Below are 26,562 nucleotides of genomic sequence, written 5' to 3' on the forward strand. Positions count from 1 at the left end.
TTCCGCATTTTTCAATTTATAACAAGCAACCTAAAAGGTAGTTGACGCTTTTATTTTGTCCATCCATTTACAGAAGAATCTATTCTGACATTCAGAATAGTCTGTAAAGGATAGTTTGATTAGTTTTGTAAACTTAAATATAAGACATTCTTTTAGGAATACAATCAGTAAATCGGTTTATTACTTTGAGCAACATTAAGTCAATTTTATCCATCGCAGAGCGAACCCTAGAAATCGAAAGTAAGGCCGTGGCCAATTTGATAAACCTCTTGGACGATCAGTTTGCCCATGCCGTGCAACATATCTTGGAATCGGAAGGGAGGGTCATTGTATCCGGAGTGGGCAAAAGTGCCATTGTCGCCTCCAAAATTGTGGCCACTCTAAACTCCACAGGGACCCCCGCCATTTTTATGCATGCCGCAGATGCCATTCATGGTGATTTGGGCACCATTCAACGAAACGACGTGGTCATCTGTTTATCGCAGAGCGGGAACACCCCAGAGATCAAAGCTTTGCTTCCTTTGATTAAAATTGGCAATCACAAGCTTATCGGGATCACTGGAAACATGGACTCCATATTGGCCAAGCAAGCAGATTTTGTCCTCAACACCTATGTGGAAAAAGAGGCCTGCCCCAACAATTTGGCACCGACCACTAGCACCTCCGCACAAATGGCATTGGGGGATGCACTGGCCATCTGCCTATTGGAACTCAAAGGTTTCAGCAGTTCGGATTTTGCCAAATACCATCCGGGCGGCGCATTGGGAAAGAAACTATATTTGCGGGTAGCGGACATTGTGGTGAACAATCAAAAACCACAAGTGGATGTCAACTCCACGGTCAAAGATGTCATTGTGGAAATATCCAAAAAAATGCTGGGTGTTACCGCGGTGCTAGATCAAGGCAAAGTTGTTGGCATCGTAACCGATGGAGACATCCGAAGAATGTTGAGCAAATTTGATAACATAAGTGGACTTACCGCAAAGGATATTATGACCTCCAATCCCAAAACAGTAGATGTGGACACTTTGGCCATAAAAGCGTTAAAATTGTTGCAGGAAAAGAGCATATCCCAGTTGTTGGCCTTTGATGGCGATACCTATGCAGGGGTAATCCATATCCATAACCTTATAAACGAGGGAATCCTGTAATGGCTAAAAGAGAAAGAAAAAATCCAGATGAAATGTCCTTCTTGGACCATTTGGAAGAGTTACGTTGGCATTTGGTGCGCTCCACCTTGGCAGTTGTGATCATTGCCTGTTTTGCCTTTGTATTCAGGGGCTTTATTTTTGACACGATATTGTTCGGTCCCAAGAACATGGACTTCCCGACCTATCAGTTCTTTTGCAATATTGGGAAATTCTTCGGAGTAGATTCCGAATTCTGCGGAGACACTATTCCATTTACCATTCAGAGTAGATTGATGGCAGGGCAGTTTTCTGCGCACATTTGGACATCTATCTGGGCAGGGGTAATCCTTGGATTCCCCTATATTTTGTGGGAACTATGGAAATTCATAAGTCCAGGACTTTACGAAAACGAAAGAAAGCATTCCAGAGGATTTATCATTACGGCTTCAGGCTTGTTCTTCCTTGGTGTCCTGTTCGGATATTACATCGTTGCCCCATTATCCATTAACTTTTTGGGATCCTACCAAGTAAGTAAGGAAGTGTTGAACGAAATCGACCTAGCCTCGTACATCGGAACGGTCAGGGCTTCGGTAATCGCCTGTGGAATCATGTTTGAATTGCCCATCGTTATTTTCTTTTTGACCAAAGTAGGGTTGGTAACTCCCGAAATCTTGAAAAAATACAGAAAGATAGCCTTGGTGATCATTTTGATACTATCCGCCATAATCACACCTCCGGATGTAACCAGTCAAATTATAGTGTGCATACCCGTGCTTGTACTGTACCAAGTAAGTATCTTCATTTCCAGAATGGTAGTCAAGAAGGAAGCAAAAAAAGAAGCGAAAAAAGAGAAAGCAAAAAACAATGCCAAATAAAGTAGAAGAGTTCAATGCCTATCGTTCCAAGATGAACGAGAAGCTCCTTGCCGAGAACAATAAGCTGATCAAGCGCATATTTAATCTGGATACCAACGCCTACATGCCAGGAGCACTGGATGTAAAGACCAAGGAACTTTTGGGGCTGGTGGCCTCCGCAGTTCTCCGTTGCGACGATTGTGTAAAGTACCACTTGGAAAGTTCCAAAGAAGCAGGCGCCAACAAAGAGGAGGTTATGGAAACCCTGGGGATAGCCACTTTAGTGGGCGGGACCATTGTAATCCCACACTTGCGACGCGCCTTCGAATATTGGGAGGACTTGGAACAAAGCGAAGCTTAAAAAAATCCAAAAGACCATACGCCAGACCGAGAATATGTTTAGTTTTGGCAAATTCCTATGAAGCTACGCGCAGAAAATATAATGAAGGCCTACCGTGGCCGAAAAGTTGTAAAAGGGATTTCCCTTGAGGTGAACCAAGGTGAAATCGTGGGTCTTTTAGGCCCCAATGGAGCTGGAAAAACAACTTCGTTTTACATGATCGTTGGTCTGATAAAGCCCAATGGCGGCAACATTTACTTGGATGGAACCGATATTACCAGCTTTCCCATGTACAAGAGGGCGCAGCACGGAATCGGTTATTTAGCGCAGGAAGCATCTGTTTTCCGAAAATTGAGCATTGAAAAAAACATCCTGAGCGTGCTACAGCTTACAAAATTGAGCAAAAAAGAACAGCACATGAAGATGGAGTCCTTGATCGATGAGTTCGGTCTGGGACATATCCGCAAAAACCGTGGTGACCTGCTCTCCGGTGGTGAACGCCGACGTACCGAGATTGCACGCGCCCTTGCCACAGACCCCAAATTTATTTTGTTGGACGAGCCTTTTGCAGGAGTCGACCCGGTAGCTGTTGAGGACATTCAGCGCATTGTGGCCCAATTGAAGAACAAAAACATCGGTATTTTGATTACCGACCACAATGTTCAAGAAACCCTGGCCATCACCGAGCGATCATATCTTATGTTCGAAGGCGGTATCTTAAAAGCAGGTGTTCCCGAAGAACTTGCCATGGACGAAATGGTGAGAAAAGTGTACTTGGGGCAAAACTTTGAGCTTCGTAAAAAGAAGCTTGATTTTTAGTTGGGCGTTACGGTATCCAATATTTTAATCTCTGAGAACACATTACCGTTCTCTCCCATTCCCTCTATAACAACCTTTAACTTATCATACCCGTAGTTGGGAATTTTAAAACTATAGTTGTTTTTCGCATCTATCCAAATCATCGGTTCCCAATGAATCAAACCGAAATTCTCAAAAGCTGAGTCCGTAAAGGAAGTGAACTGTGGATTATAAAATTCCTTCTGTTTCTCGAACCCCTTATCCACTCTAAATGCAAAAGATTTTCTGGAAATAAAGTCTTGGCCCGGGGTGAGATTTAGCTCCTTTCCACGTCTTGTATAAATATAAATCGTTTCATTTAAAGCGGATCTTGCCCCCATATATCTAGACAACCGATCTATATAAAAGCTTTCTACCTGGGTCAGGGGCATATTATAAAGGACATCCAAATTCGGCTGCAAAACATCATCCAAAACTATGTTAACTCCAAAGGATGGATTACGGCGTGATCTTATTTTGACCCTACTGATGAATTCGTTACTGCCCCCATCGTAGGCCTGTAGTTCCTCCAATACCTCATAACCCTTTGAACGCAACAAATCTGCAACAGTATTAAACGTTAAGGCCAATTCTTTATCAACAACGGTAATTTTATTTGCCAAATATCTGGGAACCCGAAGGTTCTCTCGGGCGCTTTTTTCCATTTTACTTTGCTCGGTGACGGTAACATTATCCAATGCAATAAGTTTCTCTTCTGAATTCAATTCGGGTAATTCAAAATCATCTTTCCCAACACTTATAATTCTGTTGCCCCTTTTAACCAGAGAGAATTTTTCACCATCAGAAACATCAATATTGTCATTCAAAAAATAGTTGTTGGACAAACGGGCATACATATTCAACTTTGATAATTTTCCCCTACTATCTTTTTTGGAAAAGAAAATACTTTCCCCATTTACGGGGTAAAAGTTGGTGATCAAAAATTTATTTTGGTTGGCAGACAGTTTTATTTCAGTTGGTTCGTGCTCAATCGATTTATGAACCAAAATACTCTCTCTTTTTAGTTCTTCATTCAAAAAACCATGGAGGTTCAACCCATCAACTGGTTCATATACTATCTTAGGTTTTCCATTTACTATATCGTGCCAATTGTACCTACTCCAACCCTGAGTTAAAAGGAGTAAATCCATTTCGAATCTCTTCCTATTATCTGTATTCATAAAATAGTGGTCAACATTGTGAATAAAACCTTTTATGTACGGTCTTAGATAAAATTTTTCATAAATATTATTGTTGCCACGATATACCATTGTATTATTTGGTAAAACGGCTACACTAAGCCCTATTGGGTGGGCAACTTCAGAATTTAAAACTATATCTAATGAGTCATTCGTTTGTGCTGGTAATTCTACGTAGGCTTCAATTTCATTTTCTCCAATCCCCTTCCAAACAAAAAATTGTCTCTCTTCAATGGGATTATTTTCTTCGTCCAATAAAGTCAAGGTGTTTACGCCCGGCATCAATTTGGTCTTATCAAAAGAGATAGTATAGGTTTTATCGTTTTTTGATAACAGGACTGGTTCAGATATTATTTCCCCATCCTTATGTAAAACCAAGTTTAACTTGATATCCCCGCCATCCTCCAAGACCAAATCATTGGCTTGTATTTGCACCAAAACTTCCTTTCTATAAGGATTGTCGGACACGTTCAAGTTAATTCCCTTGGGATAAACTTTAGGCAATTTAATACTCAGTTCCTCTCCTGAAGCTATTTTTACTTTGGCGAAATAACTGGTTTCGGGTTCCGGGCTGATTTCAAATTTACCCAGTCCCAAACTGTTGGTTTGCGCTGAGACTAGTTGATTGCCCTGTTCGTCCACAATTTTAATATTGTCCAGTTGTAAGGGTGTATTATCCCTATATAGGATTTTAACTCCGACCACGTTTTTTATACCTGCCACAAGATTTCCTCCTTCTGGTAGACATTGAAAATCAACATCTTTTAAATTCTGAGAGGGCTCCTTGGAGTTAAAATCGGATTTAAGAACCAAAAATTCCTTTAAAAATGAGTACCCTTCATTAAAATTTCTCATCCAGTTCGTTTTGGCTTTCAAAAAATAACGTCCATGTGCAAAAGTTGAATCTATTTTGACACTGCCTTTAAAATAACCTTCGTTCACGTAATGGAGTTGTTCCTTTTTTAAGACACCTAAACTATCATATATGCCTACATTAATTGTTTTGGAAATACTAGATGGTCGTCTATTTTTTTGGTCATACAGGTAACCCTTAAACCAGACCTCTTCCTCTGCCAAGAAGATATCCTTGCTTAGATGCAGATACACATTTTCCCTGGATTCATTAAAATAGTTACGGTATTTCTCTTCTATCTTGTTCTGCGCATGTAGGAAACCAAAAGTCATCAATAATAAAAAAGCAACTAATAATAGTTTGTGTTTTAACATGGTGAAAAATCACTTTATCATTTAGAAAAAATCTTACAACCTATCTGGTTCTTTAAAGATACAATTAAAAAATTGTTCTTTTTTACTAGCTGGACAACAGAGCCCATTAAAACTTTTATAAATACGCGACAACAATGCAGATTCGTCAAGATTTACTTAGCAGTAACCTCGAAGAAGAACTTGCCATGGACGAAATGGTGAGAAAAGTGTACTTGGGCCAAAACTTTGAGCTTCGTAAAAAGAAGCTTGATTTTTAAATCTACTTTTCCGTAGGCATCAGCATAGAAGCCAATACATAAAACAATATGATTAATGGGATTGCCAAAAAGCGTAAGGTCAGGAGCAATACCAGACTCCCAATGATAAACAAATAGCGAATCCCGTTATCCTTGAAACTCCAATTCTTAAACTTTAAAGCAAAAAGTTTTATGGGCGAGTTCAGCAAATACGAGCTCACGATGGTCAAAATCATTAAAAACCACGGGTTAAGGATAATGTTGTTCAACATTTCATTGTTGTGGTACAATAGAATCATGGGCAACGAAAGAATCAACAATGCGTTTGCCGGAGTTGGCAGCCCCACAAAAGAAGAGACTTGGTTCTCGTCCACGTTAAATTTGGCCAAACGATATGCCGAGGCCAAGGTTATCGCAAAACCGATAAATGGCATTAGGGTAATCTCCGTATCATGACCAATAAAACCGAGGTTCCATCCCCCACGCTCGGCCATGCTCAATAACTGGAACATGACCACGCCCGGCACCAGACCACTGGTGATCACATCGGCCAGTGAATCCAACTGCACCCCGATTTCGCTCTGCACATTTAGAACGCGGGCAGCCAGACCATCAAAAAAATCAAAGAAAATCCCTATGAACACAAAGAGTGCCGCCCACTCCAAATGGTTGAGCACCGCGAACACCGTGGCAACACATCCGCTAAATACATTGAGCAATGTTAGAAAATTGGGAATATAGGACTTCATGAAATAAGATTTCGGTAAAAATAAAGGAAAAATTAAACTGTGGGCCACCCTTCGCCCTACGTGCCGTTTTTATTCTGATATTTGTTACCATAAAAATCAGAATGATACGGAAATTCCATTTTTTATTTTTTTTCCTGATCATAGGGAAATCTCTTTTTTCCCAAGCACCGCAACTCACGGAAAGTTCCAAAATAAGCTTGCTTACCTGTGCGGCCGGTGATGAACTTTACTATGCCTTTGGGCACAGTGCTTTCCGGGTCCACGATCCCGCACTGGGAATCGATGTGGTCTACAATTATGGTACTTTTGATTTTGACCAACCCAATTTCTACCTGAACTTTACCAAGGGCAGAATGATCTATTCCCTTTCGAGAAGAAGGTTTGAAGCCTTTCTCTACGAATACGAATTGGAAAAAAGATGGGTAAAGGAACAAATTCTTGACCTAAACCTGGACCAGCGCAATCAGCTGCTCGCCTTTTTTGAGGAAAATTATCTACCGGAAAACAGGGATTATCTGTACGACCCGCTATTGAACAACTGCTCGAGCATTACCGGGGACATTCTAAAAGAACAGTTTGGGGACGCTATTGTATTTGACGACTCCTATTTGGAAAAGCGATATACATTCCGCCAATTGGTGCGCCAGTTTATGGATGTAAACACTTGGGCCATGTTCGGTATCGACTTGGCTTTTGGCTCCCCAGTGGATAGAAAGGCCACGGTAAGGGAACATATGTTTTTACCTTATTATGCCATGGAACAGCTACGGCACACCACCTTGAACGGAAAACCCTTGGTAAAACGGGAACGTACCATCCTGGATTATAACGAACATATACAACAAAGCTTTTTTCCACTTTCGCCCTTGTTTTGGTTTTTGTTGATCTTGGCATTCACGGTCACAATAACTTATTTTGACCATAAACATAAAGCGCGGAGTCGCTGGTTGGATTTCTCCCTTTTGTTCATTTCTGGATTGGTGGGCACTTTGTTATTTTTTCTTTGGGTGGCCACCGACCACACCTCCACACCATACAACTATAACATATTATGGGCCTTTCCGGCCAACCTTTTTATTGCATTTGTTCTGGCGTTTCCGGACAAATTACCGAATTGGGCACCAAAATATCTGTGGGCCGCCCTAGCGCTTATGGGCATCATGCTATTGTTGTGGATATTTAAGGTGCAGATTTTTTCCCCTGTATTGATTCCACTACTTTTGGCCTTGGCTACCCGTTACCTGTACTTGATCAAGTATTCAAAATTATAAGGTAGTCCACAAAAAATATCATGAATCTACTAACGGTCGAAAACATATCAAAATCGTATGGGGAGCTGGTGCTCTTCTCCGATATTTCCTTCGGAATCAACAAGGACCAAAAGATTGCACTCATTGCCAAAAATGGTAGCGGAAAAACATCCATCCTCAATATAATGTCCGGAAAGGATACTTCGGAAACGGGACAGGTAACCACTAGGAAAGGCATCAAAATATCATTTTTGGAACAAGAACCCGACCTGAACCCTAATTTGACCATTGAGGAAACCATCTTTGCAACGGACAATGAGATTCTGCGGGTCATTGCATCCTACGAGAAGGCCGTGGAAAACCCCGATGATCAGGGACAATACCAAAAAGCCTTTGAGGCCATGGAGCGCCTCAATGCCTGGGATTTTGAAACACAGTACAAACAAATCCTCTTTCAATTGCAGCTTTCCAAGCTCGATGCCAAAGTGAGCACCCTTTCTGGCGGACAAAAAAAGCGATTGGCCCTGGCCAACGCCCTCCTCAACAAACCAGACCTGATGATCTTGGATGAGCCTACCAACCACCTGGACCTTGAAATGATCGAATGGTTGGAAGCATACTTCGCCAAGGAAAGCATCACCCTGTTTATGGTTACGCACGACCGCTATTTTTTGGATAGGGTTTGTAATGAGATATTGGAACTGGACAACAACCAACTTTATACCTACAAGGGCAATTACTCCTATTACCTGAGTGAAAAGGAGGCCCGGATGGAACGTGAGGCCGTGGAGCAGCAAAAGACCAAAATGCTGTACAAAAAAGAATTGGACTGGATGCGCAGACAGCCCAAGGCCCGTACCACAAAATCCAAATCACGGATTGATGATTTTGCCGAAATCAAACAGCGGGCCCATCAAAGGCGCCAAGAGCACGAGGTACAATTAGAGCTGAACATGGAACGGATGGGAAGCAAGATCTTGGAGCTTCACAATATCTCCAAATCCTATGGCGATAAGACCATCCTGAACAAATTTGACTACAACTTCACTAAAGGTGAACGTGTTGGCATTATCGGTAAAAACGGTACGGGAAAATCCACCTTTTTGAACATCATAACCCAACAAGAGAGTGTCGAGGGCGGTAAAGTAGTGGTCGGTGATACCGTAAAGTTCGGGTACTATACACAAAAAGGAATCCATGTCAAAGAAGGACAAAAAGTAATCGATGTCATTCGGGAATTTGGTGATTTTATTCCTTTGAAGAAAGGACGCCAAATATCCGCACAGCAATTATTGGAGCGTTTCCTATTTGACCGTAAAAAACAATATGACTTTGTAGAAAAACTAAGTGGTGGGGAACGGAAACGTCTCTATTTGTGCACCGTATTGATCCAAAACCCGAACTTCTTGATTCTGGATGAGCCCACAAACGACTTGGACATTGTTACCCTGAACGTACTGGAAAGCTTTTTGCTGGATTTTCCCGGCTGCTTGATCGTAGTCTCGCACGACCGTTATTTTATGGACAAAATCGTGGATCATTTGTTCGTTTTTAGAGGAGAGGGCGTAATCGAGGATTTCCCCGGTAATTATTCGGACTACAGAGTTTACGAAAGCAGTAAAGTAATCGAGGAGCGGGAGAACAAAACCAATGCGCCCGTCGAAAAAACGGATAATACTTGGAGGGATACCAGCGGGGGCAAATTGTCCTATTCGGAGCAAAAGGAATACAAACAATTGGAAAAGGATATTCAAAAGCTGGAAGAGAAGAAAACAAAGCTCCAGAACAAGTTTACGGACCCTAAACTGGACGGAGAGGAAATCGCCAACCTTTCCATCGAACTCAAAGAAGTAACCGATGCCATTGAGAAGAAAACGGAACGCTGGTTCGAGCTTTCTTCCATTTTAGAGGGATAGCGCATGTGGTTCCGATTCATTTCACATCTAAAGTTTTTAAGTAGATCCACCAACCAACATGGGGTACACTCTCCTTTTGTGTTCAACTATGTGACGCTATGCCTCTATTCCAAGAAAAAGCTTCACCAGAACAAAAGCACCAATGTATTGCTCAAGACGATTGATTATTTCAGCTTTGAAAAGATCAGCATCAAAAATAACCCTAAGATAGAAGAATTGGTAAGGCAGACCTTTCCCAATGTTCAATTTGACGAAAACTCTTTGGACCTTCTTTTTGTGGATGAAATAGATGTTCCCACTTTTCAAAAAATATGTTCCAAAGGAAAATTGCATAACGATAGCATTGTTCTGGTGGATTCCATCCACGAAAACAAGCAACATTGGGAGCAATGGGCCCGTTTGATCACCCTGCCAGAAATAACGGTAAGCATCGATATGTATCATTGCGGACTTATTTCCATCAGAAGAGAGCAAGTCAAGGAACATTTTACCATTCGAATTTAAAACGGTAATTTTAGGTTATGGAAAATATAGCATCAGATAACACCATTTGGTATGTATTGGCCGTTTTGGGACTTATTTATTTGATTATTCTGTTCAGGAACAAAAAAGGGATCAAACGCAGAAAATCCCGAAGGTTCATGGAAGGAAAACGACAGCACGATAAGCACAAAGAGCAATGAACAAATAGGCCATGTAATTATAGTTGGCAACTACTGACTACTGAAAGAAAATGAAGATATACACCAAAACTGGGGACAAAGGCACCACATCGTTATTTACCGGCACCCGCGTACCCAAGCACCACGCACGTATTGAGAGTTACGGCACCATAGATGAACTCAATTCCCATTTAGGGCTTTTGCGGGACCAAGAGATTGATGGGCATTCAAAAAAAATACTGACTTTGATCCAAGAAAAATTGTTTACCGTGGGTTCCATTTTGGCCACTGAGCCACAAAAGGACAAAAGACTTAAGATTCCACGAATAAGTACGGCCGATATTGAACTCTTGGAACAGGAAATGGATAAAATGAACGAAAATCTTCCAGAAATGACACATTTTATTCTTCCGGGGGGTCACACGACCGTGTCATACTGTCATATAGCAAGAACCGTTTGTCGCAGAGGCGAGCGCATGATATCATATCTGCACGAAAATGAACCGGTGCCCGACAATGTGCTCTCCTATATTAACCGGCTATCGGACTATCTCTTTGTTTTGGCCCGCAAGTTGTCAAAAGACCTAAATGGTGATGAGATAAAGTGGGTTCCCGAGAAACTGGACTGAGAAAATCGCTTTTTTAACCCAAATGTTTTGTGAACAATAAAATAATTTTTAAATAATAGAGTTTTTACTTGGCAAATTGAGTTTAAAAATTATTTTTGCAAAAAATTTATAATCAAACCGTTACTATGTACTGGACGTTAGAACTAGCTTCATATTTAAGTGATGCGCCTTGGCCAGCAACCAAAGACGAACTGATAGATTACGCCATTCGAACAGGAGCGCCATTGGAAGTTGTAGAAAATTTACAATCCATGGAAGAAGAAGGAGGCGAGATATACGAGTCAATTGAAGAAATTTGGCCGGATTATCCCACAGAAGAGGATTACCTCTGGAACGAGGATGAATATTAGAATCGAAAAAACAAACCACGTTAAAAAGTCTCATTTGAGGCTTTTTTTTATGTAATTTTGACAGCCTAGCTAAAGAATTCCATCGTAATCCCATCAATGGAACAGCTTTTGACAATCAAAAGAAAAAATATTTCATGAGTTTTATTAATTCCGTACTAAAGGTATTTGTAGGAGATAAATCGGAGAAGGATGTAAAATCATTGCAACCTTTGGTAAATGAGATAAAATCCTTTGAGAAAGAACTGGAAGGATTGTCTCACGACGAACTTAGAGCTAAAACCGCGGCCTTCAAAGCAAAAATTGCTGGGGACTGCAAGGAAATCAACGATAAAATAGCCGAGTTGCAGGCAGAGGTCGAAAACTCCAACGACATTGACCGCAACGAAGAAATCTATTCCGAAATCGACAAACTCAATGAAGAGGCCTATAAAATTTCGGAAAAAACCCTGAACGATATACTCCCCGAGGCATTCGCAGTGGTCAAGGAAACCGCAAAACGATTTGCCGCCAACGAGACCCTTACGGTTACCGCGAGCGAATTCGATAGAATACTATCCGGCGACAAGGATTATGTTTCATTGGAAGGTGACAAGGCTGTTTGGCAAAACTCTTGGGATGCCGCAGGCAAGGAAGTTACCTGGGACATGGTACATTATGATGTGCAGTTGATCGGTGGTATAGCCCTACATCAAGGAAAGATAGCGGAAATGCAGACCGGTGAAGGTAAAACATTGGTGGCCACCCTCCCGCTCTACCTTAATGCTTTGGTGGGAAAAGGTGCGCATTTGGTGACCGTTAACGATTATCTGGCCAAAAGGGACAGCGCTTGGATGGCACCGCTATTTGAATTTCATGGTCTTTCCGTGGACTGTATCGATAAGCACCGCCCCAATTCTGATGGAAGAAGGGCTGCCTACAATGCCGATATCACTTACGGAACCAACAACGAATTTGGTTTTGACTACCTCCGCGATAACATGGCGCATACTCCAGATGATTTGGTACAACGTCCACACCACTATGCCATTGTGGATGAGGTGGATTCCGTTTTGATTGATGACGCTCGTACCCCATTGATCATATCCGGTCCTGTACCCGAAGGTGACCGCCACGAGTTCAACGAACTAAAACCACAGGTGTCCAATATTGTTCAACAACAACGTCAGCACCTGACAGGGGTCTTGGCCGAGGCCAAAAAACTCATAAAGGAAGGAAATACCAAAGAAGGTGGCTTCCTTTTGCTCCGCGTACATCGTGGACTTCCAAAGAACAAAGCACTTATCAAGTTTTTGAGTGAGGAAGGCGTGAAGCAATTGCTCCAGAAAACCGAAAACTTCTACATGCAGGACAACAATAGGGAAATGCCCAAAGTGGACGAGGACCTATTGTTCGTTATCGATGAAAAGAACAATCAAATTGAACTGACGGACAAAGGTGTAGAATACATTTCCACCGATCAGGACAAGGAATTTTTTGTGATGCCGGACATTGGCAGTGAAATTGCCAAGATCGAAAACCAAAATCTGGAAATCGAGAAAGAAGCCGAGCTCAAAGAAGAACTATTTAAGGAGTTTGCGATAAAAAGCGAACGTATACACACCATGACCCAGTTGTTGAAGGCCTATACCCTCTTTGAAAAAGATGTGGAGTATGTGGTGATGAACAACAAAGTAATGATCGTGGACGAGCAAACCGGTCGTATTATGGACGGTCGTAGGTACTCGGACGGACTCCACCAAGCCATTGAGGCCAAGGAGAACGTGAAAATCGAGGCCATGACACAAACCTTTGCGACGGTTACACTCCAAAATTACTTTAGGATGTACAGCAAGCTGGCCGGTATGACAGGTACAGCGGTTACGGAAGCAGGCGAGTTCTGGGAAATATATGAGTTGGATGTAATGGAAATTCCGACCAATAGGCCCATTGCGCGTGACGATAGACACGATTTGATCTATAAGACCAAACGCGAAAAATACAATGCCATCATTGATGAGGTAACCAAGCTGTCCCAAGCAGGAAGACCAGTACTGATCGGTACCACATCGGTAGAAATTTCGGAATTGCTATCCAAATTACTAAGCGTTCGAAAGGTTCCGCACAATGTACTGAACGCAAAACTGCATAAAAAGGAAGCAGAAATCGTTGCCGAAGCCGGTAAAGGTGGCGTGGTGACCATTGCGACAAACATGGCAGGTAGGGGTACGGATATTAAACTGTCCCCAGAAGTAAAAGAAGCAGGTGGTTTGGCGATTATTGGTACCGAACGCCACGATTCAAGACGTGTCGACAGACAGTTGAGAGGTCGTTCCGGGCGTCAAGGAGATCCGGGTAGCTCACAGTTCTACGTTTCTTTGGAAGACAACCTGATGCGTTTGTTCGGATCGGACCGTGTGGCCAAAATGATGGACCGCATGGGCTTGGAAGATGGTGAAGTGATCCAACATTCCATGATGACCAAATCCATAGAACGTGCCCAGAAAAAAGTGGAAGAGAACAACTTTGGTATCCGTAAGCGATTGTTGGAATATGATGATGTAATGAACGCCCAACGGGAGGTTATCTATAAAAGAAGGAGGCATGCCCTGGAAGGCGAACGCCTAAAGGTGGACATTGCCAACATGATCTATGATACCTGTGAGGCCATTGCAGAGTCCAACAAAATGGCGGATGATTACAAAAACTTTGAGTTCGAGCTCATTAAATATTTCTCGATAACGTCTCCTATTAGCGAAGATGATTTCAAGAAAATGAGCTTTCAGGAAATTGCCAATACCGTTTATAAGGAATCCTATGATTTCTATAAACAAAAAATGGAGCGCAGTGCCTCTGTTGCTTTTCAGGTCATAAAAAAGGTATATGAAGATCAGTCCAACAAGTTTGAGCGCATTGTAGTTCCATTTACGGACGGCATCAAGTCCTTGAACGTCGTGACCAACTTGGAGAAGGCCTACAATACAGATGGCAAGCAATTGATCACTGATTTTGAGAAAAATATCACCCTGGCCATTATAGATGATTCCTGGAAGACCCACTTGCGTAAAATGGACGAATTGAAACAGTCCGTGCAATTGGCCGTCCACGAACAAAAAGACCCTCTTTTGATCTATAAGTTTGAAGCCTTTGAGCTTTTCAAACAAATGATCGACAAGGTGAACAGAGAAGTCATATCCTTCCTTTTCAAAGGGGAGTTGCCTTCCGAGAATACCGCTCAGATCCAAGAGGCCAGAAACGTTCGAAGACCCAAGGAAAACATTCAAACTTCAAAAGAAGAAATTCCGAACAGCGACGAACTTGCGGCACAGAACCGAGCTGCCGGACAAACGCAGGGCCAACGGCCCCAAGTAACGGAAACCATTGTTCGGGAGAAGCCAAAAATCGGCCGAAACGAAAAGGTAACCATTAAAAATATAATGTCGGGCGAAAGCAAAACGGTCAAATACAAACAAGCTGAACCCTTGATAGATAAAGGGGAATGGGTACTCGTAAACGAGTAGGACAACCTCGGCAAAACTTACAAAGTGGCAGTTCTTAAACCTGCCACTTTTTTTATATCAAAAACATAACTAGATTTACACCCGAAAACACCCCATTAAGTCACTCTAGCACACCATACTCAACTTTAGGTGCTAGGGGAACATTCACGCGCAGCATATGAAAATTCCTGGTAAGGATACATATAGGATACAAGATAAGATTGATTTGATACTAAAGGTTAATTACAATTCATCCTTCTTTGCTGCCATTTTTGGATTGGTATGTTATTTCTTTTTGGATATAGATGGAATTATACCATATACATTCTGGATCTATTCCATCATCAATTTATTCAACACACTTCTATACAAACAACATCAAAGACTTGTACTCACCTATAACCTGACATCCATACTCTCCATGTTGGGTGCCATCGTTATAACCATGTACAGCGGGGGAATAGCAAGTCCGTTCGTTTTTGTTTTGGCCATTATCGTTTTTGCAGGATATGTGACCACCAAAGTATTCGGACAACTATACCTTATCCTAAACTTGGCCGTTCTTACCATTTTGTTCCTCTACGACATTGGCGACTTTAAGATATCCGAAAACACGGTACCCTTGGAAGCCCGTAGTTGGTTCGCTTATTTGAGCGCGATGTTTGCCGTGTATCTTTTGGGAGGTGTTTTTGGCAAAAACCTTTTGAGCGCGCACCACAGATTGTACAAATCCAGAAACGAGATCCAAGAACGTATCGAAGAGAAGGAAACCTTGCTAAAAGAAGTGCACCACCGGGTGAAGAACAACCTGCAGACCGTTTCGAGCCTCTTGAGCCTTCAATCGCGCGCCATAGACGATAGTAAGATCAGTAATATCATCAAAAGCAGTCAGAACCGGGTGGTATCCATGGCCATGGTGCACGAAATGCTGTACAAACGAGATGATTATCTTTCTAAAATTGAACTTGAGCCCTACGTAAAGGAATTGTGCGATTACCTCATACGTTCCGTACGGGGCAGTAACCGCAACGTGAAGGTCAATCTGGAGATATCCGAGGAATATAAGCTCAGCATAGACACCGTTATTCCCTTGGGACTCATCATCAATGAAACGATCACCAACGCCCTTAAATATGGAATAGTTGAGGGACAGGAAGGAGAAATCCATGTATCCGTACATAAAATAGATGGAAACCGTTACAAAATGTATTTGGGGGACAATGGTATTGGATATTCCGAAGAAATCAACCCGAAAACAACCAATTCCCTGGGATTAAAGTTGATTTATAACCTGGCAAGACAACTCCGTGGTACCATCAGCAGGGATTATGACAAAAAGGGAACCCACTATTGTATTGAGTTCGAGGAAGTGATTGAGCAGTTCAACTCGGTTGATTAAGGTCTAAAAAGAAACGACCGATCCAAGGACCGGTCACTTCACATCTATATTCCAAGATAAACTTAAACTTCTAAGACTTTTTTTCTCTAAAGGAGAACGCTATGCTTGCCAGAACAAAAGCAATACTTAGCGACAACACAAAAGGTATCAACACATCCAACATCATGATTAAGCCAATTTAGCTCGGTCGTTCTTAGTTTTGAAAGAAAGCTCCTTTTTTACACGGGAGTTCTTAAACTTGTACAATCTTACCATTTTTCTATCCTTTCCAATAGTCTGGTTGATTTCGATTTTCAACTCAACACCAACAGTAAGAGTATCTACTTTAGTTTCTTTAGGAGCATTTTGGGCAAAAGCCATGGTTCCGAAAAAAGTTACTGCGATAATGGTGAAAATTGTCTTCATTGTTCTGATTGTTTTACTCTGATTACTTTACGATGTAAAATTACTTTCACGAACAAGGTCAAATCGATTTCCCTCGCTCAATGACCCTTTTCTTTCGGTGAATAAATTTTTTTCGGGTGAAGTGCATTTTATCCTCGATGAGCGTTTTTGACCCTGAAAACATCATACCGAAGCCATGTGCATTTCATCGATCACAGTCCAAATAATGATGATGTAACTGATTGAACACCAATTATTTATTTGTAGGAAAAAGATTATAATATTGTGGTTTTATGTAGGAAAAAGTAAGCGAAAATGACAAATATCAATTTTAGGGTTCCAAGAGGATTGTAATGCCAAAACGGAGGATTAACATTTTTTAACGGCCATCCAAGTAATTGTTGGTATCTTATTGCAACTAAACAAGAAACTAAAATGAAAATCGTGAGAACTCCATTTTTAATTCTACTCCTAATGGCATCCATAAGTTGCCAACCCAAAAACAAATCTGATAAGCAGGAAGTTGCCCAAAAAGAAGAATCGGACACCCAAATGGCGGCGAAAATGAGCGAGGAACAACTCCAAAAATACGAGACGGCTTATTTTGCCAGCGGATGCTTTTGGTGCGTGGAAGCCATTTTTGAAAGCGTAAAAGGCGTTAAAGAAGTATATTCCGGATACTCGGGAGGTACGGAAAAGAACCCCACCTACGAAGAGGTTTCCTATGGCAGAACGAACCATGCAGAAGCGGTAGAGGTATTCTATGACCCCGATGTGATATCCTTTACCCAATTGGTCCAAGTATTTTTTGGTTCCCACGACCCCACGACCCTAAACCGGCAAGGTCCCGACCGCGGTGCCCAATATCGTTCCATTGCCTTTTATAAAAACGACAAGGAAAAAAAGATCATTTTGGATTACATGGATAAACTTAGGGCCGAAAATGTATATGGTGACCGCGCTATAGTTACCGAGGTGACTCCTTTTGAAAAATTTTATAAAGCTGAAGCATATCATCAGGACTACGAAAAACGTAATCCGAACAACAGTTATATCAGAAATGTTTCGATTCCTAGGTTGAATCGTTTCAAAGAGAACTTTAAGTCCTACCTAAAAGAAGATGTTCACTGAAAATGAGGTGGTAGGTGCTGGTCGTTAAAGAGTTATATCGACCAATATTCGAGGTGGTTCCTTGGGACGGGCAAAACAAGCTAGTTCTTAAGAACCACCTCGCTGTATTTGGAATTGATTTTGATGGTCTTGCCACCATTCTTGCTGATGTTATAACCTGTATGCAGATTGGACCCATGATTCTTCACAGAGGTCAACTTTAATGTTTTTGGGTACGTAAAACCAGAGGTTGTTTCATTTACAGAGATAACGTAGGAAGCTTCTGGAAGTTTACAGTCAAGTTCGCCGTTTTCCATGGAAATGTTGATGGTATTGAAACCACTGGCTACCTCATCAATGCTCAAGGCACCAAAATTATTGGTCACCAATGCATTGTTCACCACCCTCCCGATTACTACGTTGGATGAAACCGAGTTCAGTTTCAAATCCTTTACCTCTTTCAAATTCACCTTATCGGAGTAATCCGTCTTCAGGCTGCCATAGTTCCAATTTTGTACCACAACAGGGGAATAGGACACTCGAATATCGGTATTGGCCCCATCAATGGTAGAGGCAAGCAAGCTTGCGTAGGACAAGCTTGCGTTGATGTTTTTGGCATTCTCTGCCAATTTTACCTCTCCGTGGCGCACATTCATTTTTACCTTAATGTACTTCGGCATTTTGATGATGATTCGTTTTTTGACTTTATACTCTTTATGTTTTCCGTCAGATGAAAAATAGAACACATTCGGGCTTCCGTGTACCCGTACCTCTTCTCGTAGTTTCTGTCTGAATTCCGCCTGCTCAGCTCTAATTTCTGCTTGGTGGGCACGAATCTCTTCACGTTGTTCCTGAATCCTCTCATGCATTTCTTCACGTACTTTTTCTCGCTCTTCCCTAACTTTCTCACGTTCGCCCCTCAACTCTTCTCTCCGGGCCTCGCGCTCCTCGGCCAATTTTTCCATCTCTTCGCCCCATTTCGCAAAACGCTCCTTGTACTCCTTGTCAAAGTTTTTATCAAACTCCTTCTTCCATTCCTTCATATATTTATCACCGTCTTTTTTATAGGCGTCGTAATCAAAATTTATATTAGGTATTGGGGGCAAGGGTGGCATTGATGTCATTACCGCTATTTCAGCAAAATCAATCTCTGGCATTTCCGGTATCTCCACACTGGCCATGATCTCGGCAACCGAGGGCATTTCGGGAATATCAATGTTCACCGTGTTAAAATCGAAGGCATAGCTAGGCCCGGCCCCTTCGGTACTGACCTCTATTTCCTTGCTGTTGCCCATAATTTTGACCAAATCCTTTTTAAAATAAGAATCGGCTTCCTCCTTCTCCACTCCTTCCAGTTCTATTACTGCCGTAATTTCCACCTGGTCTTTGTCCCAAGTCTCAAATTGGATATCCGCATAACTGGTATTGATGTTCAGTTCCGTGTCGTTATCGACATTGAAGGTTTCCTTGTAGGTTTTGGACTTCTCTTGCGCTTGGCCGATAAATCCGACCAAGGCAAGAAGCAATCCGCTAAACAATATTTGATGATTCCTGTTCATTTTTTGATGATTTTAATTGATTCAACTTTGATTTTAATTTTTGCAACAACTGCAACCGTAGCTGTAGGTTGTTGATCAAGGCATTGATGGTTTGATCATTGGGTCCCAACTCGTTCAACTCCTGATTAAGTCTCTGGTATTCCTTGTTCAGTTCCGCCAAGCGATCCATATAGCTATCCACGAGCTCCTTGTTTCCAGGGTCATCGGCCAATTCAGCCAGTTGCAGATTGATGTTGGTGGTATAATACGTTTCGATCTTCCTAAGATCAGGGGAAAGATCGCCCAAAGAAATACCTTGATCCTCTATACTCTGGGTCCCCCTGTCCACTACGGTAATATTTTCATCCGGGTCCACCGTCCCCCCATTGTTATTGAAATAATAAACGGACAACCCTACAGCAACCACAACAGAAGCGGCAATCTGCATCCAAAGGGAAATGACCTTTTTCTTGGGAGGATTATTGGGCAACTCCTCATCTAGCTTCGCAAAAAAGCGGTCCTCATGTCCTTCCCTCATGTTGAAGCTTTTTTGCTCCCTTTCCTTTTCAAACAATTCTCTAAGATCACGTGCCATAAGCTAAATCTTTTAATTTTTCCTTTAATTGTGTCTTTCCTCTAAGCAATCGGGTGCGCGATGCGGTTTCGGTTATTCCAAGTATTTCAGAAATTTCCGAGTGGTCGTACCCTTCCACTAAGAACAATTGCACAACATACCTATATTTTTGAGGCAACTCTTCAATCGCTTTCTTTACCTGATCAATGGAGATTCCTTCCTCCACCGACCAATCATCTTCCTCTGCCACTTGCAAATAACTCTCATTGAGTTCCACTGTTCGTTGGTGCTTCGACTTTAAAAAATCGATACTACCGTTCACAACAATCCTTTTCAACCAGGCCCCGAACGTCACATCTCCCTTAAACTGCCCTATCCGCTGAAACGCTTTTATAAAGGAATCTTGGAGTACATCCTCGGCATCATCAGAATTTTTCAAAAACCTCATGGCCACACAAAACATACCATCGCAATACTGACGGTACAGTTGCATTTGAGCCTGGCGGTCGTTCGCCTTGCACTTTTCTACAAGCTCTATATGAAGCACACTCGGTTCTATGTCTGGTTTTTTAGTTGTTCTGTATTAAGGACGATGCAAAAAAAGCAACGTTGCAAATTAGTGCGTTTTTGGCGCATTTTTAACAAAAAAAGCCCCGTTGAAAAATCAACAGGGCTCATTATTAAGAAGTTAATCCGATTATTCGTCCAACAACAAATTCAGGTGAACGGTAATATTATCGCGTGTGGCCTTGCTGTAAGGGCACATTTCGTGGGCTTCCTTTATAATGGTCTCGCCCGTTTTTTTATCAACAGTGGGCAAATAGGTGTCCAAAGTAACCTCCAAGAAAAATCCTTCCTCCTCCTTATTGAATGCCACTATTGCAGTAACATTGAAATCTCCTAGGTCATCAATATCATGGTTTTTGGCAACGGCCTCTACCGCACCTGCGTAGCAAGTGGAGTAAGCTGCAGCAAAAAGTTCCTCGGGATTGGTAGATTTTGGATCAGGCTTTCCCTTAGAATTCGGCATGCTTATGGGAAAGTCCAAAACACCGTCCTCGCTCTTTACGTGTCCTGATCTTCCTCCTGTATTGGTGGCCTGGGCCTCAAAAATAGTCTTCATCTTTTAAATGTTTATAGGTTCATAAAAACCGACAGCTTTGCAGTTACCGATCATTAAACGAATAAGGTACCAATTTGCTAGCGGATGTCAGCTCAAATAGATATTAAATTTTTGTGAAATGGATAAATTGGAAATCCGCCTTCAAACCGACCAAAGAACTGACAAACCCGTAAAATCTTCATAAATTCGTATAAACTGATGAACCGTACGCTTGGCAGACGATAATAAAACACCTTCGGACACCATTTCCAAAATCAAGGCACTCAGAAAACAAGAGCTTTCTGCCGATGCCTTGGCACAAGGTATTTTTGATGGTAACAAAGCTATGCTTGCCAAAGCCATAACGCTGCTGGAAAGCACAAAGACAGCCCATTTTGAAAAAGCCAACGCCGTTATTGAAAAGTGTTTGACCCGACCTACGAACAGTATTCGTTTGGGAATTACGGGGGTTCCAGGCGTCGGTAAAAGTTCGTTTATCGAAACTTTGGGCAAAACCCTGACCGACCAAGGCAACAAAGTGGCCGTTTTGGCCGTGGACCCCACCAGTTCTCTGAGCAAGGGAAGCATTTTAGGGGACAAGACCCGAATGGAGAACCTGGCCAAGGACCCGAATGCCTTTATCCGCCCCTCCCCTTCTGGAACCTCTCTGGGCGGAGTGGCCCAAAAAACACGGGAAAGCATCATGCTGTGCGAAGCTGCAGGATACAATGTCATCTTGGTGGAAACGGTTGGCGTTGGCCAAAGTGAAATAGCTGTGCACAGTATGGTTGATTTTTTCCTTCTGTTGAAGTTATCAGGAGCTGGAGACGAACTCCAAGGCATAAAAAGAGGCATTATGGAAATGGCCGACGCCATCGCCATCAACAAAGCGGACGGAAGTAATCTGGAACATGCCCAGTTGGCCGTAACCGAATTCTCCAGGGCATTGCACCTCTACCCGCCGAAAGCCAACGGCTGGACGCCCAAAGTGATGAAGTGTTCCGCCATGGAGAAAACAGGGATTGAAGACATCTGGGAAATGGTGCAGCAATTCGTTGAGCACAATAAGGAAAACGGCTTTTTTGAGAAGAACCGACAACAACAGAACAAAAATTGGTTCCTGCAGACCGTGGACGAGTACATCAAACAATTTTTCCATCAAAAAGAAACCTTTAAAACAGAACAGGCCAAGTTGTTGACGGAAATCGAAGAGCACAAAATTTCACCGTTCTACGCCGCCAAAATCCTATTGGACAAGATTACCAAGGAACTTTAAATAAAAGCAATAAATTTGCACAGATTTTATACCGAATGAGCACCGTCACCGATTCCCTTTTATCCATAGTGGTTCCTTTGTACAACGAGGAGGACAATGTGGTTCTATTGACCCAAAAAATCAACGAAAGCCTTGAGGGCTACAATTACCAAATTGTGTATGTGGATGATTTTTCCACTGATAAAACCCGAATCAGGGTCAAGGAAATGGACGACAAAAGGGTTCATTTGATCGAGTTGAAAAAGAACTACGGCCAAAGTTTGGCCCTGGCGGCAGGAATTGACTATGCCGAAGGCGAATACATCATCACGATGGATGGCGATCTCCAAAACGACCCTTCCGACATTCCAAATATGTTGGAATACGCCATTACAGAAGAATATGACCTGGTAACGGGAATCCGTCAGAAACGAAAGGACTCACAAGTCAAAAAAATACCATCCAAAATCGCTAACTTTTTAGTGCGCAGGGTAACTAAGCTAGATATTAAGGACAACGGGTGTGCCCTAAAGGTTTTTACCAAGGACATTGCAAAAAGCTTGAACCTGTATGGTGAAATGCACCGTTTTATTACACTTTTGGCCCATTTGGAAGGTGCACAGATCAAACAAGTGCCCGTAAAGCACCATGCGAGACATGCTGGGGTTTCCAAATACGGACTCGAGCGTGTTTTTAAGGTAGTGGCCGATATGATGCTGTTGCTTTTCATTAGAAAATACTTCCAACGCCCCATCCATTTGTTCGGGATTTTTGGAGTGTTGCTGGTCATCCTTGGCATCTTGATCAATGTGTATTTGTTGATTGTAAAACTAGGATTTGGACAGGACATCGGAACCCGACCCTTACTCATTTTTGGTATGATGTTCATTGTTGGGGGCATCCAATTGTTCACTATCGGTATTGTGATGGAACTCTTGATCCGTACTTATTACGAATCGCAACAGAAACGACCATATCGCATCAAAAAAATAAGCATAGGTGACGGAAAAGCTGCGTAAAAAGGGCATAACCGCCCTAAAAATCATTGTTAGTGCGGTCCTTATTTACTTTATTTTCACGAAAATAGAGTTGAAGGATGTACTCCAGACCCTGAAAAAGAGCGACCCGCTCTATATATTTCTGGCAATTCTGTTTTTTGTGTTATCCAAAATATTGTCGGCTTTTAGAACCAACTTGTTTTTCCATCAAATTGGCGCCAAGCTTACCCAATGGAGTAATTTAAAGTTGTCTTTGTTGGGAATGTTCTACAATCTCTTTTTGCCTGGAGGGGTGGGTGGTGATGCTTACAAAGGCTATCTCATCCAAAAAGAATATCAGCCTGGGACAAAAAAAGTGGTTTCCAGCATCTTGCTGGATCGTTTAAATGGTATGTTGCTGCTTTTTGTGTATGCCTGTTTGCTTGCCCTGCTATCCGAAAATGAGTTTTTTCAAAGTTTTTATTTGTTGATTGTAGCGGCTATTCCTTTGAGCGTTGTTGTATTTTGGTTGGTGAACAAGACCTTTTTTTCCTATACCCTAACCATATTTTGGAAAGCTGTCGGGTTTTCGGCTCTGGTACAGTTATCACAGTTGGTCAGCATACTTTTTATTTTGAAGTCTTTGTCCATCAGCTTGGATGTTGTGGAATATCTTTTTGTGTTTTTAATCTCTTCGATTGTCTCCGTGATTCCCTTGACCATTGGAGGGATTGGCAGTAGGGAGGTCACGTTTTTATATGGAGCCAAATGGCTGGGATTGGATGAGAGCACATCCATAGGTATCAGCTTTACCTTCTTTTTGATTACGGCACTTACTTCACTTTTCGGTGTCATCTACCACTTCAATAAGCCAAAGTTGGAATCAGTAGATTAATCCAGATGCACCAAATGCATTTTGTTCAATTTATCTTCACGGGTATTCGGATTCAAAAACTTAGCCTGCAGTCGGGTAATGCGGAACTGATCCACGGTAATTTGATTGTCCCAAGCAATTCCATTTTTCTTTAATTGATTCAATTCTTCGTCGGTAGCGTAGACCCAAATATCCTTCTTTTTGGCTATTTCGGGTATGGTTGCCATTTGGACCGGCTTTTTATTGTAAAAATCCAACGACCAAGAATATCTCTCCGAAACCTTGAAAATATTGTCCACGGGAATGTTCTTCTCCCGTATCTTTTCTGCCATATTGGAACCACCCTGATAATCGAGCAGTTTGGGGTAAAAATGGGCATTCATTAAACCGTTCAACAGAACTGAACTCAAAATGCCTACCGTTACAATTTTTGTGTAGGGAGTTTCTTTTTGGATGATTAAATATGCAACCAATCCGAGCGCTATCAACAATAACAAATAGCTGTACCAATGCTCCAATTTGAATACGTAGAAGCTCACCAACAGCGCGAAGACCACCACCAATCCCAAAATAAAATATTGAACACCCAAAATTATCTTGGCCATCTTCAATTTCTGATTCTGATACAGAACAAATAGAAAAGCTGCGGATAAAATCGAATACAGAGGCATAAGAATATTCATGTAGTGCGGCAATTTGAACTGCGCAAAACTGATGAGAAGGAACAAAATGGAAATCCCGCCCACGGTGAGAAATTCCAAATTGGGTCTGTAAGCAAACTTGGCTTCCCAGAAGGCTTTTATTTTTGTCCAGTAGCCAATCAACGCGAGAACCGTCCAAGGTAGGAACACCCATAAAAAGGTATGGAAGAAAAAGAAAAAGTCGCTACTGTTCTTCCCAACGCCCTCACCGCTCATCCTTTCAAAACTCTGCTCCCAAAAAATAAAGAAGATACCGCTACGGTTGTCTTTTCCACGAATCACTTTCTCAGGGTGCAAATCAAATTGATGGTAATACGCATATAACATCGGTGTTATGGTCAAACCAAAAACAACCAAAGCAACCAGTAATTTCCAATTGAGCAATCTTTCCCATTTTCGGGTATAGGATAAATGACAAAGTATGGAGATTCCAATCACCACTAGGGCAATCTGTCCTTTAGTCGAAAAGGCCATTCCAGCCCCAAAAGCACCTAATGCGATACTCTTTAGCGTTCCTTTTTCAATATAAGTGGCCAATTGCCAGATGGAAAAAATGGTGAATCCAGTAAGGACAGCATCGGTACGGACATCGATATTGGCCAAGACCATGGTTTGGGCCGTCATAAAAATCAATGAGGCAAAACGCCCTACATCTTTGTTATACAGTAGCTTTCCGAGTCCGTAGCAACTATAAGCCCCCAACAAAGTGGACAAAATACCTGGAATGCGATACGCCCAATCGTGAATACCAAAAATTTTATAGGAAAGTGCGGCCAACCAATAATGCATGTGTGGCTTGTCCAGATACTCTTCGGGACCTTTAAAAAGGCTCAAAAAATCATTTTCCTGCACCATTCGCATGGCCATGACCGCAAATTGCGCGGAATCGTTCTCGAACAGGGTCACGAACATCCCAATGATGTACACCAAGACAATCAATCCAATATAAAACCAATATCTGGCGGTCGAGATCATACCCCTGTTTTTTGGAAAGCAAATATAGCCAACTTGGCCCACAACCAACCGAAAAGTGAACCTGCCAAGGCACCTGTCAGCACATCCAACGGATAGTGCACGCCGATGTAAATACGACTATAGGCCACAATGCAGGCCCAAAACAGCAAAATCCAAGAAATATATTTCACCTTATTTGTGAACAACACCGTAAAGAAAATCGCTGGGCCAAATGAGTTGGCCGCGTGCGCAGAAAAATAACCGAATTGTCCGCCACAATAACTTTTCACCAAGCGCATTGCACTGCTTACTTCGGGTTCGTGGCAGGGACGCAAACGACCGATGCCATACTTGAAAAAGTTGGACAGTTGATCGGTGCAAGTAATCAGCAAAGCGATGGACACCAAAATAATTCCTGTTCCCTTCCAACCAAAGGTTCGGTAAGATAAATAGAGCAACAGCAGATAAAGCGGTGCAGAGTTTCTAGTGGTCGTGATGAACATCCAGAAGCCGTCCCAAGTTTCGGTTCCCAATCCGTTAAGGAACAAAAACAGTTCTTTATCGTATTGCAGCAGTTGTTCGATCATCAATCGTCGTATCTGGAGACTTCTCGATCATAAAAAGCAGTGGCGGCCTCGATCAGGTTTTCTGTTTCGTCCATTAAATCAGCTTCATCTTCTTTGGAGAATTCTTCCATCCATTCTACTTCATCATTTTCCAGATTGATGATGAATCGTGGGTATTCCGTATGAACAATAAAAATGGCCTCGGGAAAATCCGTATTATCGGCCAATAAAAATTTAGGTAGTTCCATGTGTTCTAATTTTGATTCCAATCGT

The 26,562-nt window shown here is 42.1% G+C and carries 26 protein-coding genes and 1 pseudogene; 17 read left to right on the forward strand and 10 right to left on the reverse strand.

Annotated features, from left to right (window positions below; genetic code table 11):
* Nucleotides 1-185: 185 nt before the first annotated feature.
* The 4 genes from SD449_RS13885 to lptB are packed head-to-tail and all read left to right on the forward strand — an operon-like array spanning nt 186 to nt 3,143.
* Entirely contained in the window at nt 186-1,151 is a 966-nt protein-coding gene (locus tag SD449_RS13885) for a KpsF/GutQ family sugar-phosphate isomerase (RefSeq protein ID WP_318311383.1), read from the forward strand.
* The gene (gene tatC, locus SD449_RS13890; RefSeq protein ID WP_318311385.1) at nt 1,151-2,005 is read left to right on the forward strand and encodes a twin-arginine translocase subunit TatC; all 855 of its coding nucleotides are present in this window, start codon (nt 1,151-1,153) and stop codon (nt 2,003-2,005) included. The genes SD449_RS13885 and tatC overlap by 1 nt, the downstream gene beginning before the upstream one ends.
* Nucleotides 1,995-2,345, forward strand: coding sequence for a carboxymuconolactone decarboxylase family protein (locus SD449_RS13895; protein WP_318311387.1), 351 nt, complete (start codon nt 1,995-1,997; stop codon nt 2,343-2,345). The genes tatC and SD449_RS13895 overlap by 11 nt, the downstream gene beginning before the upstream one ends.
* A gap of 57 nt (nt 2,346-2,402) precedes the next feature.
* A complete protein-coding gene (gene lptB / locus SD449_RS13900; RefSeq protein ID WP_318311388.1) occupies nt 2,403-3,143 on the forward strand; it encodes an LPS export ABC transporter ATP-binding protein in 741 nt (246 codons plus the stop codon).
* Here the strand turns inward: lptB and SD449_RS13905 are convergent.
* Nucleotides 3,140-5,587 (reverse strand): hypothetical protein, encoded by a 2,448-nt coding sequence (locus tag SD449_RS13905; protein WP_318311389.1) that lies wholly within the window; start codon nt 5,585-5,587, stop codon nt 3,140-3,142. The genes lptB and SD449_RS13905 overlap by 4 nt on opposite strands.
* Before the next feature lie 170 nt (nt 5,588-5,757).
* On the opposite strand from SD449_RS13905, the pseudogene SD449_RS13910 reads away from it, so the two are divergent.
* Nucleotides 5,758-5,844: pseudogene (locus SD449_RS13910) on the forward strand (LPS export ABC transporter ATP-binding protein); the annotation flags it as partial.
* A 2-nt stretch (nt 5,845-5,846) separates the two neighbouring features.
* On the opposite strand, the gene SD449_RS13915 reads toward SD449_RS13910, so the two are convergent.
* Entirely contained in the window at nt 5,847-6,572 is a 726-nt protein-coding gene (locus tag SD449_RS13915) for a CDP-alcohol phosphatidyltransferase family protein (RefSeq protein ID WP_318311390.1), read from the reverse strand.
* A 101-nt stretch (nt 6,573-6,673) separates the two neighbouring features.
* Here SD449_RS13915 and SD449_RS13920 point away from each other — a divergent pair, with 101 nt between their 5' ends.
* The 8 genes from SD449_RS13920 to SD449_RS13955 all read left to right on the forward strand — a co-directional run bounded on the left by SD449_RS13920 (nt 6,674) and on the right by SD449_RS13955 (nt 16,254).
* Nucleotides 6,674-7,843 (forward strand): lipoprotein N-acyltransferase Lnb domain-containing protein, encoded by a 1,170-nt coding sequence (locus SD449_RS13920; RefSeq protein ID WP_318311392.1) that lies wholly within the window; start codon nt 6,674-6,676, stop codon nt 7,841-7,843.
* A 20-nt stretch (nt 7,844-7,863) separates the two neighbouring features.
* A complete protein-coding gene (locus tag SD449_RS13925) occupies nt 7,864-9,738 on the forward strand; it encodes an ABC-F family ATP-binding cassette domain-containing protein (protein WP_318311393.1) in 1,875 nt (624 codons plus the stop codon).
* Between the two features lie 78 nt (nt 9,739-9,816).
* The gene (locus SD449_RS13930; protein ID WP_318311394.1) at nt 9,817-10,242 is read left to right on the forward strand and encodes a hypothetical protein; all 426 of its coding nucleotides are present in this window, start codon (nt 9,817-9,819) and stop codon (nt 10,240-10,242) included.
* Between the two features lie 17 nt (nt 10,243-10,259).
* Nucleotides 10,260-10,421 carry a hypothetical protein gene (locus SD449_RS13935; RefSeq protein ID WP_318311395.1) on the forward strand — a complete coding sequence of 54 codons (162 nt, stop codon included), beginning with the start codon at nt 10,260-10,262 and terminating at the stop codon, nt 10,419-10,421.
* Nucleotides 10,422-10,471: 50 nt separating this feature from the next.
* Complete coding sequence (locus SD449_RS13940) at nt 10,472-11,029, forward strand: cob(I)yrinic acid a,c-diamide adenosyltransferase (RefSeq protein WP_318311396.1); 558 nt, start codon at nt 10,472-10,474, stop codon at nt 11,027-11,029.
* Nucleotides 11,030-11,154: 125 nt separating this feature from the next.
* The gene (locus SD449_RS13945; RefSeq protein WP_013551418.1) at nt 11,155-11,379 is read left to right on the forward strand and encodes a DUF2795 domain-containing protein; all 225 of its coding nucleotides are present in this window, start codon (nt 11,155-11,157) and stop codon (nt 11,377-11,379) included.
* A 134-nt stretch (nt 11,380-11,513) separates the two neighbouring features.
* Nucleotides 11,514-14,876 (forward strand): preprotein translocase subunit SecA, encoded by a 3,363-nt coding sequence (secA, locus tag SD449_RS13950; RefSeq protein WP_318311412.1) that lies wholly within the window; start codon nt 11,514-11,516, stop codon nt 14,874-14,876.
* A gap of 157 nt (nt 14,877-15,033) precedes the next feature.
* Entirely contained in the window at nt 15,034-16,254 is a 1,221-nt protein-coding gene (locus SD449_RS13955; RefSeq protein WP_318311414.1) for a sensor histidine kinase, read from the forward strand.
* A 168-nt stretch (nt 16,255-16,422) separates the two neighbouring features.
* On the opposite strand, the gene SD449_RS13960 is transcribed toward SD449_RS13955, so the two are convergent.
* Entirely contained in the window at nt 16,423-16,659 is a 237-nt protein-coding gene (locus tag SD449_RS13960) for a hypothetical protein (RefSeq protein WP_318311416.1), read from the reverse strand.
* A gap of 414 nt (nt 16,660-17,073) precedes the next feature.
* Between SD449_RS13960 and msrA the strand changes: the two genes are divergently transcribed.
* Nucleotides 17,074-17,769, forward strand: a complete 696-nt coding sequence (gene msrA, locus SD449_RS13965; protein WP_318311417.1) for a peptide-methionine (S)-S-oxide reductase MsrA — start codon at nt 17,074-17,076, stop codon at nt 17,767-17,769.
* An 80-nt stretch (nt 17,770-17,849) separates the two neighbouring features.
* Here msrA and SD449_RS13970 read toward each other — a convergent pair whose 3' ends face one another.
* From SD449_RS13970 to SD449_RS13985, 4 genes are all read right to left on the reverse strand, one after another.
* Nucleotides 17,850-19,307 (reverse strand): hypothetical protein, encoded by a 1,458-nt coding sequence (locus tag SD449_RS13970; protein ID WP_318311418.1) that lies wholly within the window; start codon nt 19,305-19,307, stop codon nt 17,850-17,852.
* The gene (locus SD449_RS13975; protein ID WP_318311420.1) at nt 19,279-19,881 is read right to left on the reverse strand and encodes a hypothetical protein; all 603 of its coding nucleotides are present in this window, start codon (nt 19,879-19,881) and stop codon (nt 19,279-19,281) included. Before SD449_RS13975 ends, SD449_RS13970 begins: the two co-directional genes overlap by 29 nt.
* Nucleotides 19,871-20,407 (reverse strand): RNA polymerase sigma factor, encoded by a 537-nt coding sequence (locus SD449_RS13980; protein WP_225605016.1) that lies wholly within the window; start codon nt 20,405-20,407, stop codon nt 19,871-19,873. Before SD449_RS13980 ends, SD449_RS13975 begins: the two co-directional genes overlap by 11 nt.
* Nucleotides 20,408-20,557: 150 nt before the next feature.
* Nucleotides 20,558-20,983, reverse strand: coding sequence for an Ohr family peroxiredoxin (locus SD449_RS13985; RefSeq protein WP_207032417.1), 426 nt, complete (start codon nt 20,981-20,983; stop codon nt 20,558-20,560).
* A 211-nt stretch (nt 20,984-21,194) separates the two neighbouring features.
* Between SD449_RS13985 and meaB the strand changes: the two genes are divergently transcribed.
* From meaB to SD449_RS14000, 3 genes are read left to right on the forward strand one after another with little or no spacing between them, the layout of a single operon-like run.
* Nucleotides 21,195-22,238 (forward strand): methylmalonyl Co-A mutase-associated GTPase MeaB, encoded by a 1,044-nt coding sequence (meaB, locus tag SD449_RS13990; protein WP_318311422.1) that lies wholly within the window; start codon nt 21,195-21,197, stop codon nt 22,236-22,238.
* Between the two features lie 35 nt (nt 22,239-22,273).
* Entirely contained in the window at nt 22,274-23,236 is a 963-nt protein-coding gene (locus SD449_RS13995) for a glycosyltransferase family 2 protein (protein ID WP_207032420.1), read from the forward strand.
* Nucleotides 23,217-24,089 (forward strand): lysylphosphatidylglycerol synthase transmembrane domain-containing protein, encoded by an 873-nt coding sequence (locus tag SD449_RS14000; RefSeq protein ID WP_318311424.1) that lies wholly within the window; start codon nt 23,217-23,219, stop codon nt 24,087-24,089. The genes SD449_RS13995 and SD449_RS14000 overlap by 20 nt, the downstream gene beginning before the upstream one ends.
* On the opposite strand, the gene SD449_RS14005 is transcribed toward SD449_RS14000, so the two are convergent.
* From SD449_RS14005 to SD449_RS14015, 3 genes are read right to left on the reverse strand one after another with little or no spacing between them, the layout of a single operon-like run.
* Nucleotides 24,086-25,744: an ArnT family glycosyltransferase gene (locus tag SD449_RS14005; RefSeq protein WP_318311426.1), complete on the reverse strand. Its 1,659-nt coding sequence runs from the start codon at nt 25,742-25,744 to the stop codon at nt 24,086-24,088. The two genes, SD449_RS14000 and SD449_RS14005, sit on opposite strands and share 4 nt — an antisense overlap.
* Nucleotides 25,741-26,310: a phosphatase PAP2 family protein gene (locus SD449_RS14010; RefSeq protein WP_318311427.1), complete on the reverse strand. Its 570-nt coding sequence runs from the start codon at nt 26,308-26,310 to the stop codon at nt 25,741-25,743. The genes SD449_RS14005 and SD449_RS14010 overlap by 4 nt, the downstream gene beginning before the upstream one ends.
* Complete coding sequence (locus tag SD449_RS14015; RefSeq protein WP_207032424.1) at nt 26,310-26,537, reverse strand: hypothetical protein; 228 nt, start codon at nt 26,535-26,537, stop codon at nt 26,310-26,312. The genes SD449_RS14010 and SD449_RS14015 overlap by 1 nt, the downstream gene beginning before the upstream one ends.
* Nucleotides 26,538-26,562 lie beyond the last annotated feature (25 nt).

Source organism: Flagellimonas crocea, assembly GCF_033441595.1.
Classification (GTDB): domain Bacteria; phylum Bacteroidota; class Bacteroidia; order Flavobacteriales; family Flavobacteriaceae; genus Flagellimonas; species Flagellimonas crocea.